Raw genomic sequence first — 26,498 nt, 5'->3', positions numbered from 1 at the left:
GCAATCCGCTGGACAAGAGCACGATGGTGGGGGCGCAGGTCTCGAAGGTGCAGATGGACAAGATCCTGTCGTACATCGACATCGGTCGCGGCGAAGGGGCCACATGCCTGACGGGCGGGGCCCGCAATCAGCCGGGCACGGGCCTGGACGAGGGTTTCTACGTCAAGCCAACGCTGCTGCTGGGCAAGAACGACATGCGCATCTTCCAGGAGGAGATCTTCGGGCCGGTAGCGTCGGTGACGACCTTCAAGGATGAGGACGAGGCCATCGCCATCGCCAACGACACGTTCTTTGGCCTGGGGGCCGGGGTATGGAGCCGTGACGGCACGCGTGCCTATCGCGTGGGCCGTGGGGTCGAGGCAGGCCGGGTCTGGACCAATTGCTATCACCTCTATCCGGCGCATGCGGCCTTTGGTGGCTACAAGCATTCCGGCATCGGCCGCGAGACCCACAAGGTGGCCCTGTCGAACTACCAGCAGACCAAGTGCCTGCTGGTCAGCTACAGCCCCAACGCCCTGGGCTTTTTCTGATTGCATCACAAGGAGACGTTTTATGCAGACCACCATGAAAGCGGCAGTGCTGCGCACTTTTGGCCAGCCACTGCAGATCGAGGAAGTCACGGTGCCCCGTCCGGGGCCGGGTGATATTCTGGTCAAGATCGAAGCGTGCGGCGTATGCCATACCGACCTGCACGCGGTCGAGGGCGACTGGCCGGTCAAGCCGAACCCCCCGTTCATCCCGGGCCACGAGGGCGTAGGCCATGTGGTAGCGGTTGGCGCAGGCGTGACGCATGTGAAGGAAGGCGACCGGGTCGGCATTCCCTGGCTGTACTCGGCATGCGGCCATTGCGAGCACTGCCTGGGCGGCTGGGAAACGCTGTGCGAGAGCCAGCAAAACGCAGGCTATTCGGTCAATGGCGGTTTTGCTGAATATGCACTGGCGGCAGCCGACTATGTCGGCAAGCTGCCCGACAATGTCGGTTTTGTCGAAATCGCACCTATCCTTTGCGCTGGCGTGACGGTTTACAAGGGCCTGAAAATGACGGAGGCCAAGCCAGGACAGTGGGTGGCGATCTCGGGCATCGGCGGCCTGGGTCATGTGGCCGTGCAGTATGCGCGTGCCATGGGCCTGAATGTGGCCGCGGTGGACGTGGACGACAGCAAGCTGGCATTGGCCCGTTCGCTGGGCGCAGAAGTCACAGTCAACGCCCGCAATACCGATCCTGCTGCGTATCTCAAGAAGGAAATCGGTGGCGTGCATGGCGCGCTGGTCACGGCGGTTTCTCCCATTGCCTTCCAGCAGGCCATGGGTATGACCCGGCGCGGCGGCACCATCGCCCTCAACGGTTTGCCGCCGGGCGATTTTTCGCTGTCGATCTTCGATATGGTGCTCAATGGCACCACCGTGCGTGGTTCCATCGTCGGCACCCGTCTCGACCTGCAGGAGTCACTCGCGTTTGCGGGTGAGGGCAAGGTCAAGGCCACGGTCACGGCGGACCGTCTCGAAAACGTCAATGATATTTTCAAGCGCATGCATGCCGGCCAGATCAATGGTCGTGTGGTGCTGGATCTGAACGCCTGATTTTATTTTTGCAGTAGCCGGTTGAGCCCTGTGCTGCCTTTGCAGCCAGGGCTTTTTTATCAATGGTCACGGCCGGTGGACGAAACCGGATTGAACTGGCACAACATGTTTATAATCCGGCCTGATATGCATTCCTGTTTGCGAATGCGCTTTCCTCTCCTGACGCGCCGGATATGTCGTCTCCCGAAATTTCCTCATCATCGCCTGGCTCCAGTGCCACTACGGTGGCTGATCTCTATGTGCGCCATCATGGCTGGTTGCAGGGATGGCTGCAGGGCCGGTTGGGCAACCGGCAGGACGCGGCAGACCTGGCGCAGGATACCTACGTCCGGCTGATCGGCTCGGGCCGCCTGCCGCCAGCAGGACAATCCCGTGCGTTCCTGACCCAGATTGCCAAGGGGCTGGCAATCGATCTGTTTCGTCGCCGGCAGATCGAGGCTGCCTACCTGGAGGCATTGGCCTGCCGGGTCGATGCGCATGCGCCATCACCCGAGTACCGCGCCCTGATCATCGAGGCGTTGATGCAGGTCGATCGTGCGCTCGACAGTCTGCCGGGCAGGGTGCGGGAGGTTTTCCTGCTGTCCCAGTTCGACGGGCTGACCTATAGCGCCATTGCGGCTCGCCAGGGGATTGCCGTGGCAACGGTACGCAAATACATGTTCCAGGCTGCCCAGGCCTGCTGCGCGGCATTGGCATGACGTCCCGCAACAGACCGGAGGCGGCGGCATCGTTGCCTTCTGCAGCACTCGACTTGCATGAGCAGGCTTTGCACTGGCTGGTCACGCACTGGTCCGGCGAAATGAGTGCTGTCGAGCGTCGGGCATTCGAGCAGTGGCTGGCACAGCCAGGGCACGCCGGGGCCTGGCAGCAGGTACAGCGCATCAATGGTCTGCTGCACGACGCTACGCTGGATCAGGCACCGGATCGTGCGTTGCTGGCGGATGTCTTGCGTGGAGCGGGCGGGCGCCGCCGACGTGAGCGGCGGGCATTGCTGCGCAGCCTGCTGCTGGGGCTTGGCGTGGGTGGCGTGGTGACCCTGGGCGGGCACGTCGTGCCGTGGCGCACCATGGTGGCTGAATATCGGAGCGGGCGTGGCGAGCGCACCCGGGTTGGCCTGGCCGATGGTGGCGAAGTCGTGCTCAATACCGCGAGCGCACTCGACGTTGTCTATGACGCGGCTGCTCGACGTCTGCTGTTGCGCAGTGGCGAGATTTTCATTGTGACGGCACCCGATACCCATGCGCTGCCCAGGCCTTTCGTGGTGGAAACCGACTATGGCACGATCCGGGCGCTGGGCACGCGCTTCGAGGTCGCGCAGGAAAATGAAGGTATTCGGGTGGCCGTCTACGAAGGTGCCGTCGAAGTCCGACCAGGCGGGCTGGCCGAGGGGGCAGCGACCCGGCTCGAGGCGGGCCGGCAGATGCGCTTCGATCGCCATGCCGTCCAGCAGGATATCGCACTGGTGCAGCCGCGCCCGGCCTGGACGCAGGGGCAGCTCATTGCGGAACGGATGACGCTGGATGCATTCCTGGCGGAAGTGGCGCGTTATCGAAGTGGTTTCGTGCGGTGCGATCCGGATGTCGCGGAGCTGATCGTGTCGGGTGTCTATCCGCTCGACGATACCGATCGCACGCTGGCCATGCTGGCCCAGGCCTTGCCGGTCAAGGTGGTGTTTCGCACACCTTATTGGGTGACGGTGACGCGGCCGTAGCACTTTTTCATTCTCGTTCGGGAAAGAGATGAGACCTCATTGTGGTGAGGATCGATTTTCAACGGGAACGAGGCAACGAAATGAGTCAGGAAAAGAACAGGGCGGACAGTGTGTCCGGCAGGCATCGGCAGCGCTCGGTGCGGCTGGCGCATATGCTGGTAGGGACCGGCATCGTACTGGCTGGCGCGACGGCATGGCCTGGTGCCGTACAGGCGCAGCCGGCGGTAGCGGGGCAGGACGGCATGCGGCAGTACGGTATCGAGGCGGGGACACTGGATCAGGTGCTGAACCGTTTTGCAGCCGAATCAGGTATCGCCCTGGCCATTGATGGCGCGCTGACTGCCGACTTGCCCGGCCCTGCTCTGTCGGGTCGTTATGATGTCGCCGGTGGGCTGGCCGTGCTGCTGGCCGGGTCGGGGCTCGAGGCGGTTCGCAACCGGGATGGCGGCTATGTGCTGCGCAGGCGGTCCCGACAGGATGTTCAGGCGCTGGAGGCCGTCACGGTGCGCGGACAGCAGGAGGCGACCGAAGGTTCGGGTTCCTACACGACGGGCCTGATGAGCACGGCCACGCCGTTGGCTCTGTCGATTCGGGAAACGCCGCAATCGGTCAGCGTGGTGACCCGTGACCGTATGACCGACAACGGTATGACGACGGTGGAGAATGCGCTTAACTACACGACCGGCATGACGGTCACCTCGACAGCCAGTGAGCGCGAGGAGTACAACGCTCGCGGGTTCCGCGTCAGCAATATCATGGTCGATGGCCTGGCGATGGGTCACGATTACGATGTGCTGGGTTCGGGTACGCTGGATATCTATGACCGGATCGAGGTTGTGCGCGGGGCCACGGGTCTGTTGGAGGGAGCGGGCAATCCGTCTGCATCGATCAATCTGGTCAAGAAGCGTCCTACGGCCGATTTTCGCGGTTCTGTCGCTGCATCGTATGGCCGCTGGCACAATCGAGGCACGACGCTGGATGCCGGTGGTCCGCTGAACGAGGCAGGTACGTTGCGAGGGCGGGTGGTGACGACACTGCGCGACAGCGATACGTTCACGTCGGGCTACAGTCGTGAGCGTCGCCTTTTCTATGGCATCCTGGAGGCTGATATCACGGATCGCACCACGATCACGCTGGGGGGGTATCACAATACTGAAGACAATCCCGGCGCGGACTGGAATGGTTTGCCGACCCGTGCCGATGGATCCTTCTATGACTTCGACCGTGATGTCCGTGCGTCACCCTACTGGTCTTATTGGAACAAGGAAAACACTCAGGCCTTTGCCGAAGTGACGCATGCTTTCGACAATGGCTGGAAGATTGAACTGAAGGGATCGTGGCTGGACGGCAAGCTGAACATGGCGGGCACGTCGTTGTTGTGGGCGCGGCAGGCGAATGATGCGATGTTCTACAACACGGGGAAATATCATTATCAGCATCGCCAGACCGCTCTGGATCTGCGTGCTTCGGGACCGTTCGAGCTGGCAGGGCGGAATCACCAACTGGCGGTGGGCGTCAACCACCGGCGCAAGGTCGAGAATGACGGCCCTGGGGGGTGGGCGACGGCGTATCCGTATGCCTTCGATCCGGCTGACTGGGCGGCTTCGGTCGATGCACCTGAGCCGGCATGGAACATGATGTGGAGCCGCGAGAGCAAGGAAGTTCAGTATGGCGGCTATGCCACGGTCAAATTCAGTTTGTCCGATCCGCTCAATCTGTTTCTGGGGGGGCGATTGAGCTGGTATACCTATGATAGTCTCATGCGCAGCGGCACTTATGTAGGCGAAACGCGCTTTACCGAGCATGGCAAGCTGACACCCTATGCTGCACTGACCTATGACTTGAACGAGCAATACACGGTCTATGGTTCCGTTACCGGTATTTTCAAGCCGCAGGACTATACGTCTGTGGGGGGCGGACTGCTTGATCCGGTCGAGGGGACAAATTACGAAGCGGGGATCAAGGGCGAATACCTGGATGGCCGCCTCAATGCCAGCCTGGCGGTATTTCAGATCAACCAGACCAACCTGCCCAACGCACTACCGCAGACGGCTTGCTCGAATACGGCCATATCTTGCTATGCGGCTGCGGGCGAGGTGAGAAGCCGGGGTTTCGAGGCCGAGCTGTCCGGCAATGTCACCCACAATTGGCGCATATTCGCCGGTTATGCCTATGTGATGGCGAAATACCTGGAAGATTCGACCGAAGGGCAGGCGGGTTCGCGCTATGGGACGACGACGCCGCGGCACCTGCTGACGTTATCCACGGTGTATAGCTTCGATGGCGCGCTGGCAGGTTGGCGCGTCGGGACGTCGGCGCGCATCCAGGGGCGGACGCAAAGTACCGTGTCGGGTTATGAAACCGTACGCCAGCCGGGGTACGGTATCGTCAACCTGATGGCGGGCTACAGTCCGAGTCGCAATCTGGACTTTCAGCTCAACGTGCTCAATGTATTCGACAGGAATTACTACCGCTCGATCAGTTATCCGGACAATGGCAATGTACTGGGCGAGCCGAGGAGCTGGCTTTTGACAGCCCGCTATTCCTTCTAGCCTGCAGCTTCTTGCCCAGAGGACGGCAGCGTTTCGGACGGACGCTGCCGATGGAGTGTGGCTATACTGCGTTCGATATTCATCGACCCGAGTCATGCCATGCCCGATTCCTCCTGCCCGTGCGGCAGTTCCCAGACCTATGCCCGCTGTTGTGGTCGCTGGCATGCCGGACCGCTGCGATTGCAGGCACCGGATGCCGAGTCGCTGATGCGGTCGCGCTACAGCGCGTTCGTGCTCGATGATCTGCCCTACTTGCTGGATACCTGGCATCCCGATACCCGCCCGTCGGCACTTGAGCCCAATCCTCCCGGGCTCAAGTGGCTGGGGCTGCAGGTGAAACGGTACGAGCGCCAGGACGATACCCATGCCACGGTCGAGTTCGTGGCGCGCAGCCGCCTGCATGGCCGGGCCGACAGGCTGCATGAAACCAGCCGCTTCGAGCGTATCGGCGGTGTCTGGTTCTATCTGGATGGCACGTTTTCGGGAAACACATGAGCAGCATCGCACGTATCCAGGAAGGCGTCACGGCGTGTCCGGCCCTGGCGGACAAAGATATCGCCGGGGTTTTCGATTTTTTCATCCGGCTCTATGTTTCCGAACGGATTGACCAGACGAATATCGAAGAAGATGGCGACATGCTGCTCTATCAGTGGAGCAGGCAAGGCGGCCATGTCGAATTGGACCTGACCCGGCAAATCATGCTGGATCTCGAGGATCCAGATGAAGCCGCAGACTCCATGACCCAGCTTTCGATCAAGTTCCGGTTTGCGGAAACGGCAGACGTTCCTTCGGTTGGAAGCGGCAATGTGTGGTGCAGCAGCCCTGCCGAGGTCGCGGCATTCAGGGCGGAGCTGGATGATTCGGTGCCTTTCACCTGGGCCAGGCAAGTTGTCGCAGCAGGGGTACGGGTCACGCTTGATAGATTGTGAAGGGTCGTATTCGGGTAAATATCCGGGATAAGATAGTCCGCTGACAAACAGACAGATAACGACAGGGGACAAGCATCATGAATCATCAGGAACAGGCGCTCGGTTATCCGCTGGGCGATTTTCTGCCCGCACCGGGTACGGCACATGAAGTGGCTGACGGTGTCCGCTGGATACGGTTGCCATTGCCGTTTGCGCTGGACCACGTCAATGCCTGGCTGCTGCGCGACGAGATCGACGGGCGAGAGGGGTGGACGGTGATCGACTGCGGTATCAGCCGCGATACCGTCAAGGCGCAATGGGAAAGCATTTTTCGTGACGAACTGCAGGGCCTGCCGGTATTGCGTGTACTGGTTACACACATGCATCCCGACCATATCGGACTGGCCGACTGGATCTGCTCGCGCTGGCAGGCTCCTCTCTGGACCAGCATGACCGACTATGCCGTGGCCCGCTGGTGGTCTGCGGCTGCCGATGAGGGTCTGGGCGGGCCGACCGGGCAGGCTGCGGTGGACCATTTCGTCCGGCATGGCCTGCGCGATCCCGAGGCGCTCGACAAGATTCGCCAGCGGGCGCGCTATTACCCGGATCTGGTGCCGTCGGTGCCGGCCTCGTTCGTGCGTGTGATGGACCACGACCTGGTGAGGATTGGCGGCCGTGACTGGCGGGTCATCATCGGCTATGGCCACGCACCGGAGCATATCTCCCTGTACAGCGCGGACCTGAATGTACTGATTTCCGGCGACATGGTGCTGCCGCGCATTTCCACCAACGTCAGCGTGTTCAGCCACGAGCCCGAAGGCAATCCGCTGCCGCTCTACCTGATGTCGCTGGATCGCTACCATGATCTGCCGGCAGATGTGCGGGTACTGCCTTCGCATGGCCGGCCTTTCATCGGCGTGCACGAGCGCATTGCCCAGCAGCGCGCGCATCATGCGGCACGCCTGCAGGAGGTGGTGGAGGCCTGCGCCGAGCCGTGCAGCGCGGCTGATATCGTGCCGGTATTGTTTCGGCGAGAACTCGACCTGCACCAGTTGACGTTTGCCATGGGCGAGGCGCTGGCCCACCTGCATGCCCTGTATTTCGAAGGGGTCTTGAGCCGGCGGCAGGATGCCGATGGCGTGGTGCGCTTTAGCCGGATTGCCTGATACGGGCCTGCTGCCTCAGTCGTCGATCAACTGGCCGTTTTCTTCATGGAAAGGATAGGGGCCGGCATGCTCGCCCAGCACGGCGACATGCGATACCAGCGCACCGTCGTGCCAGAGATGCAGGTGAAAGCCGGCAGGCTCCAGGATGAATGCGGAAGGGCCGTCGGGTCGCAGGTCCAGCGCGACCTGATGGGCGGGCGACGGGCAGATCGAGGCGAGCGTACCGCCGAAACGCCGGAATACGGTGCGATGCTGGTGGCCGCAGATGATCCGCTCGATGTTGGGAAAGGCGGCCACGATGGCCTCCAGTTCTGCGCGTCCCTCCAGCAGTCCGATGGCATCCATATGGTCGATGCCGCTGTCGAAAGGGGGATGATGCATGGCGATCAGGGTGGGGCGTCCCGGCTGTTCGGCCAAGCGCTCGGCCAGCCAGTCCAGGCGTCGTGAACACAGCGCGCCATGGGGAGAACACGGCACGACGGTGTCGAGCATCAGCAGGCGCAGCGGATGGTGCTCGATGGCGTACTGGACAAAGTCGTCGAGCCGCTTTTGCCAGGGCAGGTCGGGAAAGGCCGCCAGCAGGGCGGTGCGATCATCGTGGTTGCCGGGGATCAGATAGCAGGGCATGTCCAGGGGCTGGAGCATGTCGCGCAGGTGGGCGTATTCGGCCGGACGCCCGAAATCGGTCAGGTCGCCAGACAGGATGAGGCAGTCGGGGCGCGGGTCGAGCCGGTTCAGCGCGGCGATGGCGGGCGGCAGACAGCGGTCTGTTTCGACGATGCGATAGGCCTTCTGGCCAGGCATGCGGATGTGCAGGTCGGTAAGTTGGGCGATGAGCATAAAGGGTATCTGCGGGTCGTTTTTCTGTAAGTGCTGTATGCCGATGCGTGGGCTCAATGTGCCGCGGATTGCAGGATGCGCAAGCCGGCCTGTTCTCCGGCCTGGAAGGCGCAATCGGGTGGCGCGGTGATCTGCAGCGATTGCCCGTCGCCCAGGCGCAGGGTATAGCGGATCTGGTCCCCAAGAAAATAGCGTGCCGTGATGGTGGCGGCAAGATCACCGTGTTGCAAAGGTTCGAGGCGGGCTGCATGGGGGCGGAAACGCAGGGGCAGGTGGCCGGCCTGTAGCCGGGCACCGTGCAAAATGCCGCGTACCTGGCAGGTTTGGCCCAGGAAATCACCGACAAACGCGCTTTCCGGCCGGGTATAAAGGTCCTGGGCGGAACCGGTCTGCTCAATGCGACCGGCCGACATGACGGCGATGCGCTGGCCCAGAATCATGGCTTCCTGCTGGTCATGGGTCACGATGATGGTGGTGATGCCGAGGGTGCGCAGCATGTCTGCCAGCTCGGTCTGCAGGTGATCGCGCAGCTTGGCGTCGAGTGCGGTCAGGGGTTCGTCCAGCAGCAGGACAGAGGGTGTGACTGCCAGCGCCCGCGCCAGGGCCACGCGCTGGCGCTGGCCACCGGAAAGCTGCTGTATGCGTCGTCGGGCCATGTCCTCGAGCCGGATCAGCGCCAGCAGTTCTTCGACCCGCTGGCGCTGCTGCGCCTGGGCAACGCCACGGATGCGCAGGCCATAGGCGATGTTCTCGGCCACATTCAGATTGGGAAACAGCGCATAGTTCTGGAAAACCACGCCGACATTGCGGCGTTCTGCCGGCAGGTCGCCTACGTCGCGGTCGCCGAACAGGATGCGACTGCCGGCATCGGCGCGTTCCAGCCCGGCGATCAGGCGCAGCAAGGTGGTTTTGCCGCATCCGGAAGGGCCGAGCAGGGCCAGTATCTCGCCCGCAGGGATATGCAGGTCGAGCGGCTGCAGCGCAGGGCGACCGCTGGCCCAGGTCTTGGCGCAGTGTTGCAGAGTGATGGAGGTCGGAGGATGGGTCGTCATGGGCATCAGGAGAGAGAAGCGCGCGGCGTGCGAGCAGCCAGCCATTGCAGGCCGACCAGCAGCGGCAGCAGCATCAGCAGGAAGACCAGGGTGTAGGCCGAGGCGACTTCCAGGCGCATGGAGGCATAGCTGTCGGCCAGTCCGACCGGCAGCGTCTTGGTCAGTGGGGTGTGCAGCAGCCAGGTCAGGTTGAACTCGCCGACCGAGAGCGTGACCACGGTGAGCGAACCGGCCAGGATGCCGGGCAGGGCGTTGGGCACGATGATGCCCAGAAAGCGCTTAAGACGGGAGCTGCCCAGCGTGGCGGCCGCTTCGTCGAGCTGGATCAGCTCGGTGCCCTGCATGCTGGCGCGGGCGGCCCGTACCATGAAGGGCAGGGTGAACAGGACATGGCCGATGATGATGAACAGCGTACTGCTGCGCAGCAGCGGCAGCGTGCCCCAGGAGACGATCAGCGCCAGCGCGGTGGCCAGTCCGGGTACGGCCACTGGCAGCGTCAGCAGTTCCTCGAGGATACGGCTGGTGCGGCCCGGATGCAGCGTCAGTACCCAGGCCAGCGGTACGCCGGTCAGCAGGCAGATCAGCAGGGTGCCGAGGGCAACGATGCCGGTGCGGGCCAGCGTGTCCGAATAAAGCTGCCAGACTTCGCCGATCCAGCGCAGCGTCAGGCCGCTTTGCACGCCGGTGAAATAGTTGCGGGTCAGGCCCGCGAGCACGGACAGCAGTACCGGGCCGATCAGGAACGAGGCGACGGCCAGGGTCAGCAGCCAGCCCAGCCCTGCATCCAGCCGCGAGGGCGCATCGAGCGGGGGGGCGATGTGGCGGGTGTCAGAAAGGGTCTGGTGTGCCTGGTGGGATAGGCTCATGCCCCTGCTCCTTGTTGCGCATCGGCCAGGTGGTGGGCCACAGCCAGGATCAGCCATGTGATCAGCCCCAGCAGGATGGACAGGGCAGCCGCCACCGGGATGTTGGCGTAATTGGTGAACTCGTTGTAGATGGTCAGGGGCAGCACATTGATCTGCGTCGCCAGTGTGAATGCCGTGCCGAAAGCCCCCATGCTGGTGGCGAATGACATGGCACCGGCTGCGATCAGGGCCGGTTTCAGGGCCGGTAGTTCGATATGGGCAAAACGCTGCCAGGCGTTGGCACCCAGCGTGCGTGCAGCGGCCGGCAGGGCCGGATCGATCTGCTCGGCGGCAGCGGTCAGGACTGAAATGGCGCGCGGCAGGGAAAAATACAGGTAACCCAGGAACAGGCCGGCCATGCCATAGGCAAACACCACCGGGTCATTGAACAGTCGTTCGGTCAGGTCTGCCAGAATGCCCTGCCGGCCGGCCAGCAGGATGATCAGGAAGCCGACCACGACCCCCGGAAAGGCCAGCGGGAATGTCAGCAGTGCGATCAGCGTGCCACGGCCCCGGAATTCGCGATGGTGCGCCAGGAAGCGCGCCACCGGCACGGCCAGGATCAGCGTGGCCAGTGTGGCGGCTGCCGACAGCAGCACGGTATTGAACAGACTGCGCCAGTACAGCGGCTCCGACAGGACGGTCAGATAGGCGGAGCCGCCATCGCGGCCGGTCTGGCCCAGCCATGCCAGCCGGATCATCGGCAGCAGCCAGAAGGCCAGGAAGACGAGGGTTGCCGGCAAGGCGAACCAGATCCAGCCGCGCCGTGTCATCAGTGGACTTCCTTGCTGTAGCGGGTCGAAAAGCCGCGTTGCGCTTCCGCCATCTTGCCGTAGTCGACCGTGCCGGCCCGGGCGTACTCCGTGTCAGGCAGGAAACGGGACTGGGCTTCTGGCGAAATGGCCGAGGCGAAGACGGGGCGCAGGAAGGCATTGGCCCAGACGGCCTGCCCCTGATCGGACAGGACGAAATCCAGTACTTTGCGGCCATTGTCTGCATGGGGGGCGTCACTGACCAGACTCATGACGTACGGGATGGAAATGGTGCCTTCCTGGGGGATCACGAATTCGACGTTGGACTCATCCTTGTATTTGGCGCGGTAGGCGTTGAAATCGTAGTCGATCAGGATGGGAATCTCGCCCGACAGCACGCGGGCGTAGGCCGTCTGCTTGGGCACGATGGGCTGGTTGGCCTGGACCTGTTGGAACCACCCGATGGCGGGGTCGAAGTTATCGAGGCTGCCACCCAGTGCCTGATTGAGCGCGACGGCACCGACATAGCCTACGAAGGCCGAGGCCGGGTCGAGGTAGCCGATCATGCCCTTGTATTCGGGCTTGAGCAGGTCAGCCCACGACTGAGGGACCGGTTTGCCGCGCAGGGCATCCACGTTGACCATGAACCCGAGCGTGCCGGAATGGATGGCAAACCATTTGCCGTCGGTATCCTTCAGGCCTGCGGGGATCTCGTCCCAGCGGGCGGGCTTGTAGTCGGTGACCAGATTGTCCTGTGCGGCCTGGATGCCGAACGACACGCCGTAGTAGACGACGTCGGCCACCGGGTTCTGCCGCTCGGCTGCCAGCGAGGCCAGGGCCTGGCCGGAGTTCTTGTTGTCGCCAGGCACGGTGATGCCGGTGGCTTCCTGGATGTTGCGCAACTGGGTGCCCCAGTCGGCCCACTCGGGCGGGCAGTTGTAGCAGATGGCGTTCTGGGCCTGGGCGCTGGCGACCAGACCCAGGCTGAGGGCTGCAACGTGCAGCAGGGGCTTGAGCAGGTGTTTCATGAACAGGACACTCCTGTGAGAGGCGGAGAAGGCAGATCGGCGTCGGCGACGGTGCCGCCGGAGACGATCCGGTAGGGAAGACGGATGGGAAAAGCGGGGGCGGGTGCCGTGTCATGCGTGATGCCAAGCATGGACAACAGCAGGGCGCAGGCCTGGCGACCCATGTCGTGACTGGGTTGCGACACGGTGGTCAGGGCGGGTTGCAGCATGGCGGCAAAGGCCATGCCGTCGAAGCCGCAGACCGAGATGTCGTTGGGGACGGTCAGACCCAGTTGCTGGAGCAGGCCGATCGCTGAGGTGGCGAGCAGGTCGTTGGAGCAGAACAGCGCCTGGGGCGGCTGCGGGCCCGCCAGCGCAGTGCGTAGCGTGTCTGCGTCGCAGCAGGTGTGGTTTTCCATGGGGAGATGGACGATCCCGGGCAAACCCTGCCGGCGTACCTGTTCCTGTGCGCCGTGCAGGCGGCTGCGGGCCCGGTCGGATGCCGAGAGCGGCCCGGAAACGAAGGCGATATGCCGCTGACCGCGCTGTGCCAGCCATTGCACCATGTCCATGGCAGCCTGGTGGTTGTCCACCGAAACAGAGGGGTGCCGGGGCGATTCGTTGTAGGCCAGCACATAGGGCGTACCCGTCTGTGTCAGCAGGTCCAGGGCCGGGCTGTCGTGCGCGTTGGCCACTGTCAGGATCAGGCCTTCGACCCGGTGATCCAGCATGTTGCGCACGGCATCGCATTCCCGCTGGGCATCATAGGCGGTCGCGGTCAGCATGACACTGTATCCGGCCTCACGCGCTTGCTGTTCGGCACCCTCGAAACATTCGGCGAATACCGGATTGGAGAGAGTCGGTGCGATCAGGCCCAGCGTGCGGGTGCTGCCCGAACGCAGGCTGCTGCCGATACGGCTGGGCCGGAAATCATGCTGCCCGGCGACAGCCAGGATACGGGCCAGCGTGTCTGGATTGAGCAGTTCGGGCTGGTTGAAGGCGCGCGATACCGTGGCCGGGGAAACACTGGCGGCCTGGGCTATTTCACGGATGGAGGGCGTGTGCCTGGCGGATGTCACTGTTCCGACCCAATGTGATGAAAACGTTTTCATCGTAGAGGGCGAACATGACATGAGGATGACGGGCGACTTGCCCGGCATGCCGATTGGGTCGTCTATTTATAAATGGCTATGCGGCCATCCACAACACACCATTGAGCGCCGCCACGCCCAGTACCACGCTGAGCAGCGTATTGCGCCAGCGCAGGTAGCTCAGCGCCACCAGGCCCAGCGCCAGCAGTTCTGCGCCCAGACGCATGGGTTCGTTGCCACCGCCCTTGAGCGAGGCCAGCGTGAGGATGACCATGATGGCCAGCGGCAGTGTGCGATTGAGTGCGTCGATGGCGCGGTTGTTGCCAAGGAAGCGCTGGGTGGCCAGCGGCAGCAGGCGCAGCAGGATAGTCAGTGCCGACATGATGGCCAGGGCTGGCCAGAGATAGGATAGGCTCATCGGCTGGCTCCTGCATCTGTCCGCGCGTGTCGCTGCTGCAGGCGATCATGGCACACCAGGCCGATCAGGGACAGCAGCAGGGCGCTGATCAGGACATGCTCCTGAGGCAGCAGCAACCGGCACAGAACGAAGGCGACAATGCCCAGTACCAGTGGCTGCCACTGGCGTCGCAGCAGGTACTGCTCGATCGCCAGGATGACGAACAGGCAGGGCAGTGCAAAGCCGAGGTTGGGAATCTGGTTGCCGATCTGCGGGCCGAGTAGCGCACCCAGCGCAGTGCCGGCGACCCACCAGGCCTGGCAGGTCAGGTTGATCGAGAAGGCCATGCGGCCGCGCCGTTCGGCGGGCATGGCGCTCAGCATCGAATAGGTTTCGTCGGTCAGTGCTGCCAGTGAGTAGAGCCGCGTGGCGCGCTTGCGTGACAGGACCGGCAGCAGGGGCAGGGCATAGAGCAGGTGACGCAGGTTGAGCAGCAGGGTGGTCAACGCGAGCGCGCCCAGGCCGATGCCGCCCGCCAGCATGGGCAGTGCGGCAAACTGCAGGGCACCGGTATAGACGATCACGCTCATTAGTACTGCATACCAGGCCGGCAGTCCGGTTTCCACCGCCAGCAGGCCGAAGGCGAAGCCGATCGGGACATAGGCCATGGCGATGGGAATGGAGTCTGTCAGCGCCTGGCGCCAGGGGGATGGCTGCAGGTGCTGGGCGCTGGCGGGCGAGGGCGTGGACATGCGGTCTAGGCAATGGGCAGAAACGATAGCGGCCCATCATAGCAAAGCTGTGGTGCCAGGGGCGGGCGACGATATGCAAAAACGGCCTGCATCGCTGCAGGCCGCTGTTCCGATACGCGCAAACAGGCCAGGGTCGGGCCTGATGCGCAGGGAGCGCCGGGGGGAGCGGCGCTGATCCGTCGTACCTGTCGCTCAGCGAGGCAGCACGCTTTCACCCATCAGGAACTCATCCACCGCCCGGGCGCACTGGCGTCCTTCGCGGATGGCCCAGACGATCAGCGACTGGCCGCGGCGCATGTCGCCTGCCGCGAAAATGCCGTCTTCGGTCGTGCGGTAGTCGTCGGTATTGGCACGGGCATTGCCCCGGTTGTCCCGGTCCACGCCAAAGGCGTCGAGTACTTGCTGCACCGGTGAGACAAAGCCCATGGCCAGCAGCACCAGATCGGCGGGCAGCGTGGTCTCGGTGCCTTCGATCGGGGTCATGTTCATCAGCCCGGTGGTCGGATCGCGCTGCCAGTCGACGCGCACGATGCGGATTTCCTGCAGCTTGCCGTTCTTGCCCTCGAAGGCTACGGTATTGATGGCCCAGTCGCGTTCGCAGCCTTCCTCGTGCGAACTGGAGGTGCGCAGCTTGATCGGCCAGTAGGGCCAGGTCAGTTCGGTGTTTTCCAGTTCGGGCGGACGGGACATCAGTTCGAACTGGGTGATCGATTTGGCTCCCTGGCGATTGCTGGTGCCGACGCAGTCGGAGCCGGTATCGCCACCGCCGATCACGATCACGTGCTTGTCCTTGGCCGAAATCACCTTGCTCAGGCGGTCGCCTGCCACGATCTTGTTCTGCTGACGCAGGAAGTCCATGGCAAAGTGCACGCCTTGCAGGTCACGGCCCGGTGCCGGCAGGTTGCGTGGTGTTTCAGAGCCGCCCGCCAGCACGATGGCATCGAACTGCTGGCGCAGCTCTTCGGGAGTGATCACGGCCAGGCCGACACCATGGCGGTTGGCATCCGAAGACTGGCCAACATAGGTCGAGGGGCGGAATTCCACGCCTTCGGCTTCCAACTGGGCCATGCGACGGTCGATCAGGTGCTTGGCCAGTTTGAAGTCGGGGATGCCGTAGCGCATCAGGCCGCCGATGCGGTCGCTTTTCTCGAACACCACGACCGCGTGTCCGGCACGTGCCAGTTGCTGTGCACAGGCCAGCCCGGCAGGACCGGAGCCGATGACGGCGACCTTCTTGCCAGTCTTGCGGCTGGGCGGCTGCGGGGTGATCCAGCCTTGCTCCCAGCCCTTGTCGATGATGGCATGTTCGATCGACTTGATGCCTACGGGCATGCGGTCGATGTTCAGGGTACAGGCGGCTTCGCAGGGAGCCGGGCAGATGCGGCCCGTGATTTCGGGGAAATTGTTGGTCGAGTGCAGCACATCGAGCGCCTGGCGCCACTGCTGGTGGTAGACCAGGTCATTCCAGTCGGGAATGATGTTATTGACCGGGCAACCGTTGTTGCAGAAGGGGATGCCGCAGTCCATGCAGCGTGCCGCCTGCTGGCCGGCTTGGCCGTCGTCCAGGCGCAGCACGAACTCGCGCCAGTGGCCCAGCCGGCTGGCCGGTGCCTCGGTGGCCTCGTGCAGTCGTTGGTATTCCAGGAATCCTGTGATTTTTCCCATGATCGTATCCGTATAGTCTGTTCGTGTCAGGGGGCGTGGCTCAGGCCAGCGCCTTCTCCTTGCGTGCGCGGGCCGCCTTGGGCCGAGGGGTCTCGGCCGGGGCAGCGGTCTGTTTGGACTGGGCGGCCTGCCACAGTTCGGTCAGGGCGCGACGGTAGTCGCGCGGCATGACCTTGACGAACTGCTGGCGAGCGCTGTCCCAGTTGCCCAGCAGGTCGCGGGCGCGGAAACTGCCGGTGGCACGGAAGTGGTCTTCAATCAGGGTGCGCAGGATAACTTCGTCGGGTTGGCGGGACGACTGACGATCACGACTGTGCCAAGAGGCGATGTCGCCGGCCAGTTCCTGCTCGGCTTGTGGCACGACATTTTCGAGATCGACCATGCCGGTGTTGCAGCGCTTGCGCAGGATGCGTTCCGGATCCCAGACATAGGCCACGCCGCCGGACATGCCGGCTGCGAAATTGCGACCGATGCCGCCCAGGACCACGACAGTGCCGCCGGTCATGTATTCGCAACCATGGTCACCGGTGCCTTCGACCACGGTCGCGGCACCGGAGTTGCGCACGGCAAAGCGTTCGCCTGCCACGCCGTTGAAGAAAGCCTCGCCCGCCAGTGCACCGTACAGCACGGTATTGCCGGCAATGATGTGTTCGGGGCCGTCACCACGGAAGTCATTGGGGGTGCGCACGATGATGCGGCCACCCGACAGGCCCTTGCCGACGTAGTCGTTGGCCTCACCTACCAGGTCCAGGGTGACGCCATTGGCCAGGAAGGCTGCAAAGCTCTGGCCTGCCGTGCCGTTGCACTGGATGTGGATGGTGTCGTCCGGCAGGCCCTGGTGACCGTAGCGGCGCGCTACTTCACCCGACAGCATGGCCCCGATGGTCCGGTTGCGATTGCGTACCGGCGTGATGAAGGACACTTTCTCGCCACGCTCGAGCGCCGGCTTGCTGCGCTCGATCAGTTGCAGGTCGAGAGCCTTGTCCAGGCCGTGGTCCTGTTCGCCGATCTGACGGGGCGACTCGTCGGACTCGACCTTGTGGAAGACGTTGCTGAAATCCAGGCCGCGTGCTTTCCAATGTTCGACGCCCGTGCGCATATCGAGCAGGTCGGCACGGCCGATCAGGTCGTCGAACTGGCGGATGCCAAGCTGGGCCATGATCTCGCGCACTTCCTCGGCGACAAAGAAAAAATAGTTGACCACGTGCTCGGGCTGGCCCTTGAAGCGCTGGCGCAGGACCGGATCCTGGGTGGCGACGCCGACCGGGCAGGTATTGAGATGGCACTTGCGCATCATGATGCAACCTTCGACCACCAGCGGTGCGGTGGCGAAGCCGAATTCGTCGGCACCGAGCAGCGCACCGATCACCACGTCGCGGCCGGTTTTCATCTGGCCGTCGGCCTGGACCCGGATGCGGCTGCGCAGGTGGTTCAGGAGTAGCGTCTGTTGGGTTTCGGCCAGGCCCAGTTCCCAGGGCGTGCCGGCGTGCTTGATGGACGATACCGGCGAGGCACCGGTGCCACCGTCATGGCCGGCGATCACGACATGGTCGGCCTTGGCCTTGGCCACGCCGGCCGCCACTGTGCCGACGCCCACCTTGGACACCAGCTTGACCGAGATCGAGGCACGCGGATTGACGTTCTTCAGGTCGTGGATCAGTTGCGCCAGATCTTCGATGGAGTAGATGTCGTGGTGCGGAGGCGGCGAGATCAGGCCGACGCCCGGTACCGAATAGCGCAATTGGGCGATGTATTCGGACACCTTGTGGCCGGGCAACTGACCGCCTTCGCCGGGCTTGGCACCTTGGGCCATCTTGATCTGGATCTGGTCGGCGCTGACCAGGTATTCGGCACTGACACCAAAGCGGCCCGAGGCCACCTGCTTGATGCGCGAGCGCAGCGAGTCACCCAGTTGGAGTGGAATATCTGCTACGACGCGGTCGGAGCCCAGCACGGAGGCCAGCGTATCCTTGGCTTCGATGCCGCTGGTGCCATGGCGCAGTTCATGTTCGTAGCGGCGCGGATCTTCGCCACCCTCACCAGTGTTGGACTTGCCGCCGATACGGTTCATGGCAACGGCCAGCACGGCATGCGCCTCGGTCGAAATCGAACCCAGCGACATGGCTCCGGTAGCGAAGCGGCGCACGATGCTGACAGCCGGTTCGACTTCGTCGAGGGCGATGGCACGGGTCGGATCGAAACGGAACTCGAACAGCCCACGCAATGTCATGTGGCGCTTGCTCTGGTCGTTGATGATCTGCGCGTATTCCTTGTAGCTGCGGTAGTTGTTGCCGCGTGCCGCATGCTGCAGGTGGGCGATGGCATCGGGCGTCCACATGTGTTCTTCGCCGCGCGTACGGAAGGCGTATTCGCCGCCGGCATCCAGTGCATTGACCAGTACCGGATCGGTGCTGAAGGCTGCCTTGTGCATGCGCAGGGCTTCTTCGGCCACGGTGAAGATGTCGATGCCCTGGATCGGGCTGGGCGTACCGGTGAAATACTTGTCGATCAGTTCACGTGACAGCCCGATGGCCTCGAAGATCTGCGCGCCGGTATACGACATGTAGGTCGAGATGCCCATCTTGGACATGACCTTGTTCAGGCCTTTGCCGATGGCCTTGATGTAGTGCTTGATCGCCGTCTTGGTATCGAAATCGCTTTCGGGACGGGCTGCCAGTTCTGCCAGCGACTCGAGTGCAAGCCAGGGGTGGATGGCCTCGGCACCGTAGCCGCCCAGCAGGGCGAAGTGGTGCACCTCGCGTGCTGATCCGGTCTCGACGATCAGGCCGGTGCTGGTACGCAGGCCGGTGCGAATCAGGTGCTGGTGGATGGCCGAGGTCGCCAGCAGTGCCGGGATGGCGACCCGCTCGGCATCGACATTGCGGTCGGACACGATCAGGATGTTGTAGCCATTTTTGACGGCGTCGGCGGCCTTGGCGCAGAGTGCGGCCACGCGAGCTTCGATGCCCTCCGGACCCCAGACCACAGGATAGGTGATATCCAGCTCGTAGCTGCGGAACTTGCCGCGCGTGACTTCTTCGATGTCGCGGATCTGCGCCATGTCGTGCGTGTCGAGTACAGGTTGTGACACCTCGAGGCGCAGCGGCGGATTGACGTTGTTGATGTCCAGCAGGTTGGGCTTGGGACCGATGAAGGACACCAGCGACATCACCATCTGTTCGCGGATCGGGTCGATCGGTGGGTTGGTGACCTGGGCAAACAGTTGGCGGAAATAGTTGTAGAAAGCCTTGGGGCGGTGCGACAACACGGCCAGCGGGGCGTCGTTACCCATCGAGCCGGTGGCTTCCTCGCCATTGCGGGCCATGGGTTCGAGGATGAACTTGTAATCTTCCTGGCTCCAGCCGAACGCTTGCTGGCGATCCAACAGCGAAGCATGTGCGCGGGCGGCCTGGCGAGCATGCGGCTCGGCCTCGGGCAACGAGTCCAGGCGGATGCGCAGACGCTCGATCCACTGGCGGTAGGGATGTGCGTTGGACAGTTGCGACTTGATTTCGCTGTCGTCGATGATACGCCCCTGCTCGAGGTCGATCAGGAACATCTTGCCCGGCTGCAGGCGCCATTTCTTGACCACGCGGTTTTCCGGCACGGGCAGGGTGCCCGCCTCGGAGGCCATGATGACCAGGTCGTCGTCGGTGATCAGGTAGCGTGCCGGACGCAGGCCGTTGCGATCCAGCAGTGCGCCGATCTGCAGGCCGTCGGTAAAGGCCATGGCGGCAGGTCCATCCCACGGCTCCATCAGGGCGGCGTTGTATTCGTAGAAGGCGCGGCGGCTTTCTTCCATCTCCTCGTGCTGTTCCCAGGCTTCGGGCATCATGATCATCATGGCGTGCGCCAGCGAGTAGCCGGCCATGGTGAGCAGTTCAAGGCAGTTGTCGAAGGTGGCCGTGTCCGACTGGCCTTCGTAGACGATGGGGTAGAGCTTTTGCAGGTCTTCGCCCAGCACGGCCGATTGCATCACGCCTTCGCGGGCGCGCAGCCAGTTGAAGTTGCCTTTGACTGTGTTGATTTCGCCGTTGTGGGCGATCAGGCGGTAGGGGTGGGCCAGCGGCCAGGCCGGGAACGTGTTGGTCGAGAAGCGCTGGTGTACCAGTGCCAACGCCGAGACGGCGCGCGGATCGGACAGATCGCTGTAGTAGCGGCCAACCTGGTCTGCCAGCAGCAGGCCCTTGTAGACCACGGTGCGCACCGAGGCGGACGGGACAAAATATTCCTGGCCGTGCGCCAGTTGCATGTTCTGGATGGCGTGGCTGGCGGTCTTGCGGATGACGTACAGCTTGCGCTCAAGGGCGTCGGGCACCATCACGTCGGCACCACGGCCGATGAAGAGCTGGCGGATGACCGGCTCATGTGCCTTGACCGTAGGCGACATGGGCATGTCGCTGTCGATGGGCACGTCACGCCAGCCCAGCAGGATTTGGCCTTCAGCGCGCACGGCGCGTTCGAGTTCCTGTTCACAGGCCAGGCGCGAGGCGGTTTCCTTGGGCAGGAACACCATGGCCACGCCGTATTCTCCGGGGGGCGGCAGGGTCACGCCCTGCTGGGCCATTTCTTCGCGGTAGAGCAGGTCGGGAATCTGGATCAGGATGCCGGCACCATCACCCATCAGCGGATCGGCACCGACGGCACCCCGGTGATCGAGGTTCTCGAGGATCTTGAGGCCTTGCGAGATGATGGCGTGGCTTTGCTGGCCCTTGATATGGGCGATGAAGCCGACGCCACAGGCATCATGTTCGTTGCTGGGATGATACAGACCCTGGGGCGAGGGCGTACAGGATTGGGTCATGGCGGCGATTCCTGGCAAGGCACGGTTGAGCGGTACTGGAAAACCAGCGAGTAAATCAAAAATACCGCGGGCCAAATCGCAGCGCAACAAAAATAAAAAAGGGTCTGTCCCCTTTTATTTTCCAGTGATGATAAGGGTTCGCAGCAAACGCCTGTTGTTATGTCCCTTATTTTTATGTTTTCTGGCTGAGTGGCCAGAAACGTGGGTTGTATTTGCGAGTTGTTCCTGTTTATGGTTCGTACGTGACGCGCTCCACCAGGGTTTCAAGTGCTTGTGCGTTGCGACAGTGTCCGGGTAAGCGGCACTCCGTTGCGCCCTGTGTGATACGCCTTGCTTGTATTGCAGCAGGATGAATGGAATCAATTGGTCACTATTTTGTTCTTTCAAAAAATAAGCTTATATCCTTTGTTTTTTGAGGCATCTGTAATGAGTGTAATTCTTTCTATCCCCTGTTTTTGTCCCCTCTTACGGAAATCGAATAAAACAAGTCGCATTTGCACTGCAATAAAAATATTTTGAAAGAATGTTGCGGTGTTTTGCGCCTAGGATTCGTGCACCAGGATTCCCGAAGCACCCAAAATGGGTTGGTTTTGCGCCAACCCAGTGTTTTTTGGCAACGTTTCAGGATTCCAAACGGGCGTCGCACAAAAAATTGTTTCTGGTTGTGTTTTTTGCCCGTCTGCTCGGACGCTCTTCGATCCCTTGTCTGGACTTCCAAGTTCAGCCCGTCACTAACCCTCCCAAGGAATATGAATGGCTGATTTCACGATCGCTCCCATTGGCACTTGCCGAATCCACACGCCATTGCGCAATGCCGTGACACGCTACCCCTTCAAGCTGCAGCTCGGACGCAACTATGGTTTTGTGCACACCAGCACGGAAGCGCTCCAGCAAGCGCGTTTCATGTTCGGCGAAGGCGAGATTCCCGCCGACGTGCAGCGCCTGATCTTCCGTCCGTCCATGGTGGGCAAGGCACACAGTGCCACGCATATGCCGGCGGACCTGTACCTGGTCGAGCTGTCGTCGCGCAAGCTGCTGACGCTGGACGGGTACCCCATTCAGTCCAACTACCTGACTCGCCACTTTACCGAGTTCTTCGCAGACCGCGCCCGTACCCGGACCTATTGGTCGCAGGCAGCCACCGAGTTGCTGGCCGAGCGTCGGGCCTTCCTCGATCAGGATCCGGTCTTCAAGAACCTGCCGGCGGAAGATCGCGAACTGTTGGCTCGTATCGTGAAACGCGATTTGTCGGACGACGAGATCGAAGCCGAAATGCAGCAGATCGTCGAATTGCTGGGCAAGGACAAGGTGGTGTTCGTGACGCACGTCAACGCACTGGCCGCTGACAACACGCCCATCGAGTCGCGTCAGGAGCTGATCCGTGTCGTGACGGAGGCTGCACAACGCATCGGCGTGCCGAGTTACGATCCGACGGCCGTCATGAACAAGTTCGGTCAGGTCGATGCCATGGAGAACGGCGGCCTGGACTTGACGCACTATACGGAGCGCTTCTCGGACCGCCTGGGAGCCGAGTGGTTCAAGGCCTATATGCGCCCGAAGATGAGCGTGTCCCAGCCTACACCGGCATCGGCCAGGCTCGGCCACGAGGAGAGTGTCGAACGTATCGAAAAGGTGTGGGAATCGGGAGATATCCGCGAGGCCTCGCGCCGCGTGCGCGATGTGCTGCGCCGCCATCCCGGCCTGCCGGAGCACGTCGTGCTGCTGGCGCATATGCAGTCCGAGCTGGGTGCCTACGAGGAGTCGATCGGCCTGCTGGAAAATGCCGGTGCCGTTGTGGCCACGGGCAGCAAGGCTGAACAGATCCTGATGCGCAACCATTTCAAGCTGGGGCGCTACGATCTGGCTTATTCACTGTCTGTCGGGCTGATTGGCGATGAAAAGGAAACTCCGGAGATCCTGCGGGTGGCAGCGGCGTCTGCAGCCCAACTGGGCCATCTGGACGAGGCGCTGAGTCACTGGAAACTGGCGTTCCGGATGGCGTCGGCCAGTGACGCCTGGACGACGGAGGCAGCGGACACGGTGCTGTCGATGTTGCAGGCCAGCGGCGACATGGAGGCCGTCCTGCGCTGGGTAGGCGAGGTACGAGGGAAGCAGCCTTCGAATGGTCGCAGTTTCGCCGTGTTGTGGCGCGACCGCCTAATCGCGGGGGATCGCGAGAGCCTGCGCGCCCTGGCATCCGAGTCGCCCGTGTTGAGCGATGCCGAGGTGTTCGAGCTGGTCCAGGAAGCCACCTGGCGGGGTTGCCTGGTGGCCGCGTCCGCACTGACCGTATCGAGCGGCCTGGTCAGAAGCGAACAAGACGACATCCGCCTCTGGCTGCAGACGCAATCGGCCATGTGGGCGACCGAAGGTGCCCAGGCACTGGAAGAAGGCCGCCTGCGCGATGCCGCCGAACGGATCTGCGCACATCGCATGCTCGACCCCGATACGCTGGCCAGCACGCGGGCGCTGCGCGCTTTCGAGCGTGCCACCCGCCTGGCTGTGCGGGCCGCGCTCCTGGCCGGCAACCACAAGGAAGTGATCGAACTCACCGACATTGCGCTGGATGCGCATGTCGACTTCCCTGAACTGGATGCGATGCGTGGCCGGGCCGCAGACGCGCTTGGCGACACAAAGACCGCGATGCTCCACTTGGAGCGCGCGGTGGCGGGCGAATCTGCCCAGTTCAGCACCCAACTCTACTATGCGCGTGTGGCGTTCAACGGCGGCTGGTTTGGCGAGGCCATCGATGCCTACAAGGCTGTGCTGAACCATGCGTCGGCAGACCAGAGTGCCAAAGACGAGGCCGAGCGCCAATTGGGCCGCCTGGGCCCGCGCTCGATCCGTGCCGCGCGCCAGATACTGGCCGAGGGCGATCCGCAAGCCGCGTGGAACCTGCTGGATCGCGTGGAGCAATCGTGGCCGCAGATGTCCGAAGTCGCGCATGAGAAGCGGCGCATCCTGGGTGTTCTGTACGCTGAAGTGCGCGCACTGGAGCCGTCGAGCACCCACGAGCGCCTGGCGGTTGGCGAGAAGATACTGGGCCTGGTTCCCGATGATGCCATTGGCCTGCGCACTGCGGCGGTTGGTGCGATGCGCCTGCATATGTTCGAGAAAGCCTTGCCCTACTGGCAATCGCTCAAGGCCCGTTCGGAGAATCCGGAACAGTTCGACAGCTACATCCAGCGTTGCCAGGTCTGGATCGACAAGGCAAATCGCAGGAGGGCTGCATGACGGGCCTATCCGCTACCGAGCAACACGCCGTCGAGGCTTCATCACTTGAATGGGTGCAGGCCCAGTTGGAGGAAATCGTTGCTGCGTCGGGTCGGGTGCTGCTGGCGCAGGAGAACCTGCCGCGCGCTCAGGCGCTGGCGAACGATTTCCCGGATGACGCGAAAGTTCGTTTCCTGTTGTTGCGACTGAAGGAGACGGCAGGCCTGAACGAAGGCATGGCCGAGCAGTGGTCGGCGCTCCTGCGCGACTACCCAGGCGATTTCCAGATCATCCGCTATTGCGCGACCCGCCTGGTCAAGGATCGGAACGTCGAGGCAGCCCTGGCGCTGATCGACCGGCATTTCCCCAAGTTGACTCGCAAGCCGGAGAAGCTGTTCACCAAGGCCAAGCTGTTGGGTGATATACGCGCACACGAGCAGTCCGACGCGCTGTTTCGCCGCCTGATCGCCAAGTACGACGCTCGCAATGTTCGCGTCGAGTTCGCCAAGCGCCTGCGCAAGCGTGGCTTGCTGCTGGATGCCTTCGAGGCGATTCAGCCGGTTGCGGATCAGCTCGCGGCTGGCAGCAAGGCGGCCGAATTGGCCAGCAGCCTGGCTGCCGATGTCGCGTTCTACCAGGGATTCGAGTCGGAAGCGGCACTGGCTGGCAAGGACATCAAGATCGTCTCGATGAAGCACGCGATCCTGCATTTCCGGAATCGCAGCGTGGCGGACCAGCCGCCCGAGAACCCGGTTTCGATCGCGCTGGTGACCGGCAGCCTGGGGCCTGGCGGTGCCGAGCGGCAGCTGACCCGGCTGGCGAGTGAGCTACACCGCATGGCGTCCTCTGCCGATCAGCGTCCGTCCTTCATGGAGGTACGGCCGGAAAAGGTCGAGGTGCTGGTGAAGCAGCACACCGAACCGCCCGGCTCGGCCAAGAAAGGTGGTCAGGATTTCTTCCTGCCCGTGCTGACCAAGGCGAATATACCGGTCACGGAAATCAACGCCTTGCCCGCGATTTCGATGGCCAGCCAACCGCTGGAGGATGAGAGCCTGACGCGCCTGCTGGAGCAACTGCCGCCACCCGTGCACTACGGCGTCACGCGCTTGACCCCGATGTTGCGCGAGCAAGGTTTCGATGTCGTGAGTCTGTGGCAGGACGGCACGTGCCTGTTCGGCGCGCTGGCTGCGCTGCTGGCGGGTGTGCCCACCATTCATCTGGTGTTCCGGGGGTTGCCGCCGAACATCCGCAAGGACCGCTTCCGCGAAGAGTATCCGGTGTTGTACCGTGCCCTGGCGCAGGTGCCGGGTGTGCACTTCTGCAGCAACAGTCTGACGGCAGCCAAGGAATATGCGAAGTGGCTCGACATGCCGATCGAACGCTTCCACATTCTCTACAACGGTGTGCCCGAGTTGGCGACACATCCGTCGGCCGAGGACGAACAGAAGTGGAATGCCTTTCAGGCCAGCACGGCCGACGCAACCGAGACGATCGGCGGCGTCTTTCGCCTCGAACCTGACAAACGACCGCAGCTCTGGCTCAAGCTTGCCGCGCAATACCTGAAACGGCGGCCGCAGGCGCGCTTTTTCATCGTTGGTGACGGACGCATGAGCGATAGCATGACGGCGCTGGCGGAAGACCTCGGCCTGACCGACCGTTTTCTGTTCGTCGGGCTGTCGAACCATGTGGGCTATTGGTATTCGCAGATGGATGCCAAGGTGTTGCTGTCCCGGTTCGAAGGCCTGCCCAATGTGCTCATCGAAGCGCAGTTGCTGGGCGTGCCTGTCGTGTCCACGCCTGCTGGCGGCGCGGGCGAGTGCTTTGTGCAGAACGTGACGGGTCACCTGATCGAAGATCTCGATCATCCGGACCTGAACGAGGCGTGCGACAAGATCGAGTCGATCGTTGACATGATGCGCGGGAACGATGTGTTGAAGCAGCACAGCCGGCAGCGGGCGCGGGACCTGTTCTCGCTCAACACGATGCTGGACAAGTTTCTGAGCCTGTGTGTGGCTGTTCTGGGGGCGTTGCGCTATGACGAGGACGCCGTTGGCCTGGACGCCAAGCGCGCTTGAAAGGAGGCCTGATTCTGGAAACGATGG

20 protein-coding genes are annotated in these 26,498 nt (G+C 62.8%); 10 read left to right on the top strand and 10 right to left on the bottom strand.

Going from position 1 to position 26,498, the window contains the following annotated elements; all coding sequences use genetic code 11:
* The 8 genes from DD235_RS15190 to DD235_RS15155 form a co-directional block, all read left to right on the top strand.
* Positions 1 to 530 (top strand): aldehyde dehydrogenase family protein (locus tag DD235_RS15190; protein WP_146193521.1); only part of this gene is annotated, 530 nt, incomplete at its 5' end.
* Between the two features lie 22 nt (positions 531 to 552).
* Complete coding sequence (adhP, locus tag DD235_RS15185) at positions 553 to 1,581, top strand: alcohol dehydrogenase AdhP (RefSeq protein WP_109062929.1); 1,029 nt, start codon at positions 553 to 555, stop codon at positions 1,579 to 1,581.
* Between the two features lie 173 nt (positions 1,582 to 1,754).
* Complete coding sequence (locus DD235_RS15180) at positions 1,755 to 2,279, top strand: sigma-70 family RNA polymerase sigma factor (RefSeq protein ID WP_109062928.1); 525 nt, start codon at positions 1,755 to 1,757, stop codon at positions 2,277 to 2,279.
* Positions 2,276 to 3,292, top strand: coding sequence for a FecR family protein (locus DD235_RS15175; RefSeq protein ID WP_109062927.1), 1,017 nt, complete (start codon positions 2,276 to 2,278; stop codon positions 3,290 to 3,292). The genes DD235_RS15180 and DD235_RS15175 overlap by 4 nt, the downstream gene beginning before the upstream one ends.
* An 80-nt stretch (positions 3,293 to 3,372) precedes the next feature.
* Positions 3,373 to 5,844 carry a TonB-dependent siderophore receptor gene (locus tag DD235_RS15170; RefSeq protein WP_204524257.1) on the top strand — a complete coding sequence of 824 codons (2,472 nt, stop codon included), beginning with the start codon at positions 3,373 to 3,375 and terminating at the stop codon, positions 5,842 to 5,844.
* 99 nt (positions 5,845 to 5,943) lie between these two features.
* A complete protein-coding gene (locus DD235_RS15165) occupies positions 5,944 to 6,339 on the top strand; it encodes a YchJ family protein (RefSeq protein WP_109062971.1) in 396 nt (131 codons plus the stop codon).
* Positions 6,336 to 6,773, top strand: a complete 438-nt coding sequence (locus DD235_RS15160) for a hypothetical protein (RefSeq protein WP_109062926.1) — start codon at positions 6,336 to 6,338, stop codon at positions 6,771 to 6,773. The genes DD235_RS15165 and DD235_RS15160 overlap by 4 nt, the downstream gene beginning before the upstream one ends.
* 77 nt (positions 6,774 to 6,850) lie before the next feature.
* Positions 6,851 to 7,918: an MBL fold metallo-hydrolase gene (locus DD235_RS15155; protein WP_109062925.1), complete on the top strand. Its 1,068-nt coding sequence runs from the start codon at positions 6,851 to 6,853 to the stop codon at positions 7,916 to 7,918.
* A gap of 15 nt (positions 7,919 to 7,933) precedes the next feature.
* Here the strand turns inward: DD235_RS15155 and DD235_RS15150 are convergent, their stop codons facing one another.
* The 10 genes from DD235_RS15150 to DD235_RS15105 all read right to left on the bottom strand — a co-directional run bounded on the left by DD235_RS15150 (position 7,934) and on the right by DD235_RS15105 (position 21,183).
* On the bottom strand, positions 7,934 to 8,758 hold the full coding sequence (locus DD235_RS15150; protein WP_109062924.1) for a phosphodiesterase: 825 nt from the start codon (positions 8,756 to 8,758) through the stop codon (positions 7,934 to 7,936).
* Between the two features lie 53 nt (positions 8,759 to 8,811).
* Positions 8,812 to 9,810, bottom strand: a complete 999-nt coding sequence (locus DD235_RS15145) for an ABC transporter ATP-binding protein (protein WP_109062970.1) — start codon at positions 9,808 to 9,810, stop codon at positions 8,812 to 8,814.
* Positions 9,811 to 9,815: 5 nt separating this feature from the next.
* Entirely contained in the window at positions 9,816 to 10,676 is an 861-nt protein-coding gene (locus DD235_RS15140) for an ABC transporter permease (protein WP_109062923.1), read from the bottom strand.
* Complete coding sequence (locus tag DD235_RS15135) at positions 10,673 to 11,488, bottom strand: ABC transporter permease (protein ID WP_109062922.1); 816 nt, start codon at positions 11,486 to 11,488, stop codon at positions 10,673 to 10,675. Before DD235_RS15135 ends, DD235_RS15140 begins: the two co-directional genes overlap by 4 nt.
* Positions 11,488 to 12,495 (bottom strand): ABC transporter substrate-binding protein, encoded by a 1,008-nt coding sequence (locus DD235_RS15130; RefSeq protein ID WP_109062921.1) that lies wholly within the window; start codon positions 12,493 to 12,495, stop codon positions 11,488 to 11,490. Before DD235_RS15130 ends, DD235_RS15135 begins: the two co-directional genes overlap by 1 nt.
* Positions 12,492 to 13,553, bottom strand: coding sequence for a LacI family DNA-binding transcriptional regulator (locus DD235_RS15125; RefSeq protein ID WP_239990178.1), 1,062 nt, complete (start codon positions 13,551 to 13,553; stop codon positions 12,492 to 12,494). Before DD235_RS15125 ends, DD235_RS15130 begins: the two co-directional genes overlap by 4 nt.
* A 109-nt stretch (positions 13,554 to 13,662) precedes the next feature.
* A complete protein-coding gene (locus DD235_RS15120; protein ID WP_109062919.1) occupies positions 13,663 to 13,983 on the bottom strand; it encodes an AzlD domain-containing protein in 321 nt (106 codons plus the stop codon).
* A complete protein-coding gene (locus DD235_RS15115; RefSeq protein ID WP_109062918.1) occupies positions 13,980 to 14,714 on the bottom strand; it encodes an AzlC family ABC transporter permease in 735 nt (244 codons plus the stop codon). The genes DD235_RS15120 and DD235_RS15115 overlap by 4 nt, the downstream gene beginning before the upstream one ends.
* A 192-nt stretch (positions 14,715 to 14,906) precedes the next feature.
* Positions 14,907 to 16,379, bottom strand: coding sequence for a glutamate synthase subunit beta (locus tag DD235_RS15110; protein WP_109062917.1), 1,473 nt, complete (start codon positions 16,377 to 16,379; stop codon positions 14,907 to 14,909).
* Positions 16,380 to 16,419: 40 nt separating this feature from the next.
* Positions 16,420 to 21,183 (bottom strand): glutamate synthase-related protein, encoded by a 4,764-nt coding sequence (locus tag DD235_RS15105; protein ID WP_109062916.1) that lies wholly within the window; start codon positions 21,181 to 21,183, stop codon positions 16,420 to 16,422.
* A 753-nt stretch (positions 21,184 to 21,936) separates the two neighbouring features.
* On the opposite strand from DD235_RS15105, the gene DD235_RS15100 reads away from it, so the two are divergent.
* Both DD235_RS15100 and DD235_RS15095 read left to right on the top strand, forming a co-directional pair.
* Positions 21,937 to 24,417, top strand: a complete 2,481-nt coding sequence (locus DD235_RS15100; RefSeq protein WP_109062915.1) for a hypothetical protein — start codon at positions 21,937 to 21,939, stop codon at positions 24,415 to 24,417.
* Positions 24,414 to 26,471, top strand: a complete 2,058-nt coding sequence (locus tag DD235_RS15095) for a glycosyltransferase (RefSeq protein ID WP_109062914.1) — start codon at positions 24,414 to 24,416, stop codon at positions 26,469 to 26,471. The genes DD235_RS15100 and DD235_RS15095 overlap by 4 nt, the downstream gene beginning before the upstream one ends.
* Positions 26,472 to 26,498: the final 27 nt, after the last annotated feature.

It is taken from the genome of Corticimicrobacter populi (assembly GCF_003123725.1).
GTDB lineage: Bacteria > Pseudomonadota > Gammaproteobacteria > Burkholderiales > Burkholderiaceae_B > Corticimicrobacter > Corticimicrobacter populi.
The sequence above is the reverse complement of the archived record's forward strand: the minus strand, read 5'-3'. Positions and strand labels throughout refer to the sequence as shown.

Coding starts and splice junctions, on each gene's coding strand:
- adhP (WP_109062929.1), top strand. CDS start 553: ATGCAGACCACCATGAAAGCGGCAGTGCTGCGCACTTTTGGCCAGCCA.
- DD235_RS15180 (WP_109062928.1), top strand. CDS start 1,755: ATGTCGTCTCCCGAAATTTCCTCATCATCGCCTGGCTCCAGTGCCACT.
- DD235_RS15175 (WP_109062927.1), top strand. CDS start 2,276: ATGACGTCCCGCAACAGACCGGAGGCGGCGGCATCGTTGCCTTCTGCA.
- DD235_RS15170 (WP_204524257.1), top strand. CDS start 3,373: ATGAGTCAGGAAAAGAACAGGGCGGACAGTGTGTCCGGCAGGCATCGG.
- DD235_RS15165 (WP_109062971.1), top strand. CDS start 5,944: ATGCCCGATTCCTCCTGCCCGTGCGGCAGTTCCCAGACCTATGCCCGC.
- DD235_RS15160 (WP_109062926.1), top strand. CDS start 6,336: ATGAGCAGCATCGCACGTATCCAGGAAGGCGTCACGGCGTGTCCGGCC.
- DD235_RS15155 (WP_109062925.1), top strand. CDS start 6,851: ATGAATCATCAGGAACAGGCGCTCGGTTATCCGCTGGGCGATTTTCTG.
- DD235_RS15150 (WP_109062924.1), bottom strand. CDS start 8,758: ATGCTCATCGCCCAACTTACCGACCTGCACATCCGCATGCCTGGCCAG.
- DD235_RS15145 (WP_109062970.1), bottom strand. CDS start 9,810: ATGACGACCCATCCTCCGACCTCCATCACTCTGCAACACTGCGCCAAG.
- DD235_RS15140 (WP_109062923.1), bottom strand. CDS start 10,676: ATGAGCCTATCCCACCAGGCACACCAGACCCTTTCTGACACCCGCCAC.
- DD235_RS15135 (WP_109062922.1), bottom strand. CDS start 11,488: ATGACACGGCGCGGCTGGATCTGGTTCGCCTTGCCGGCAACCCTCGTC.
- DD235_RS15130 (WP_109062921.1), bottom strand. CDS start 12,495: ATGAAACACCTGCTCAAGCCCCTGCTGCACGTTGCAGCCCTCAGCCTG.
- DD235_RS15120 (WP_109062919.1), bottom strand. CDS start 13,983: ATGAGCCTATCCTATCTCTGGCCAGCCCTGGCCATCATGTCGGCACTG.
- DD235_RS15115 (WP_109062918.1), bottom strand. CDS start 14,714: ATGTCCACGCCCTCGCCCGCCAGCGCCCAGCACCTGCAGCCATCCCCC.
- DD235_RS15110 (WP_109062917.1), bottom strand. CDS start 16,379: ATGGGAAAAATCACAGGATTCCTGGAATACCAACGACTGCACGAGGCC.
- DD235_RS15105 (WP_109062916.1), bottom strand. CDS start 21,183: ATGACCCAATCCTGTACGCCCTCGCCCCAGGGTCTGTATCATCCCAGC.
- DD235_RS15100 (WP_109062915.1), top strand. CDS start 21,937: ATGGCTGATTTCACGATCGCTCCCATTGGCACTTGCCGAATCCACACG.
- DD235_RS15095 (WP_109062914.1), top strand. CDS start 24,414: ATGACGGGCCTATCCGCTACCGAGCAACACGCCGTCGAGGCTTCATCA.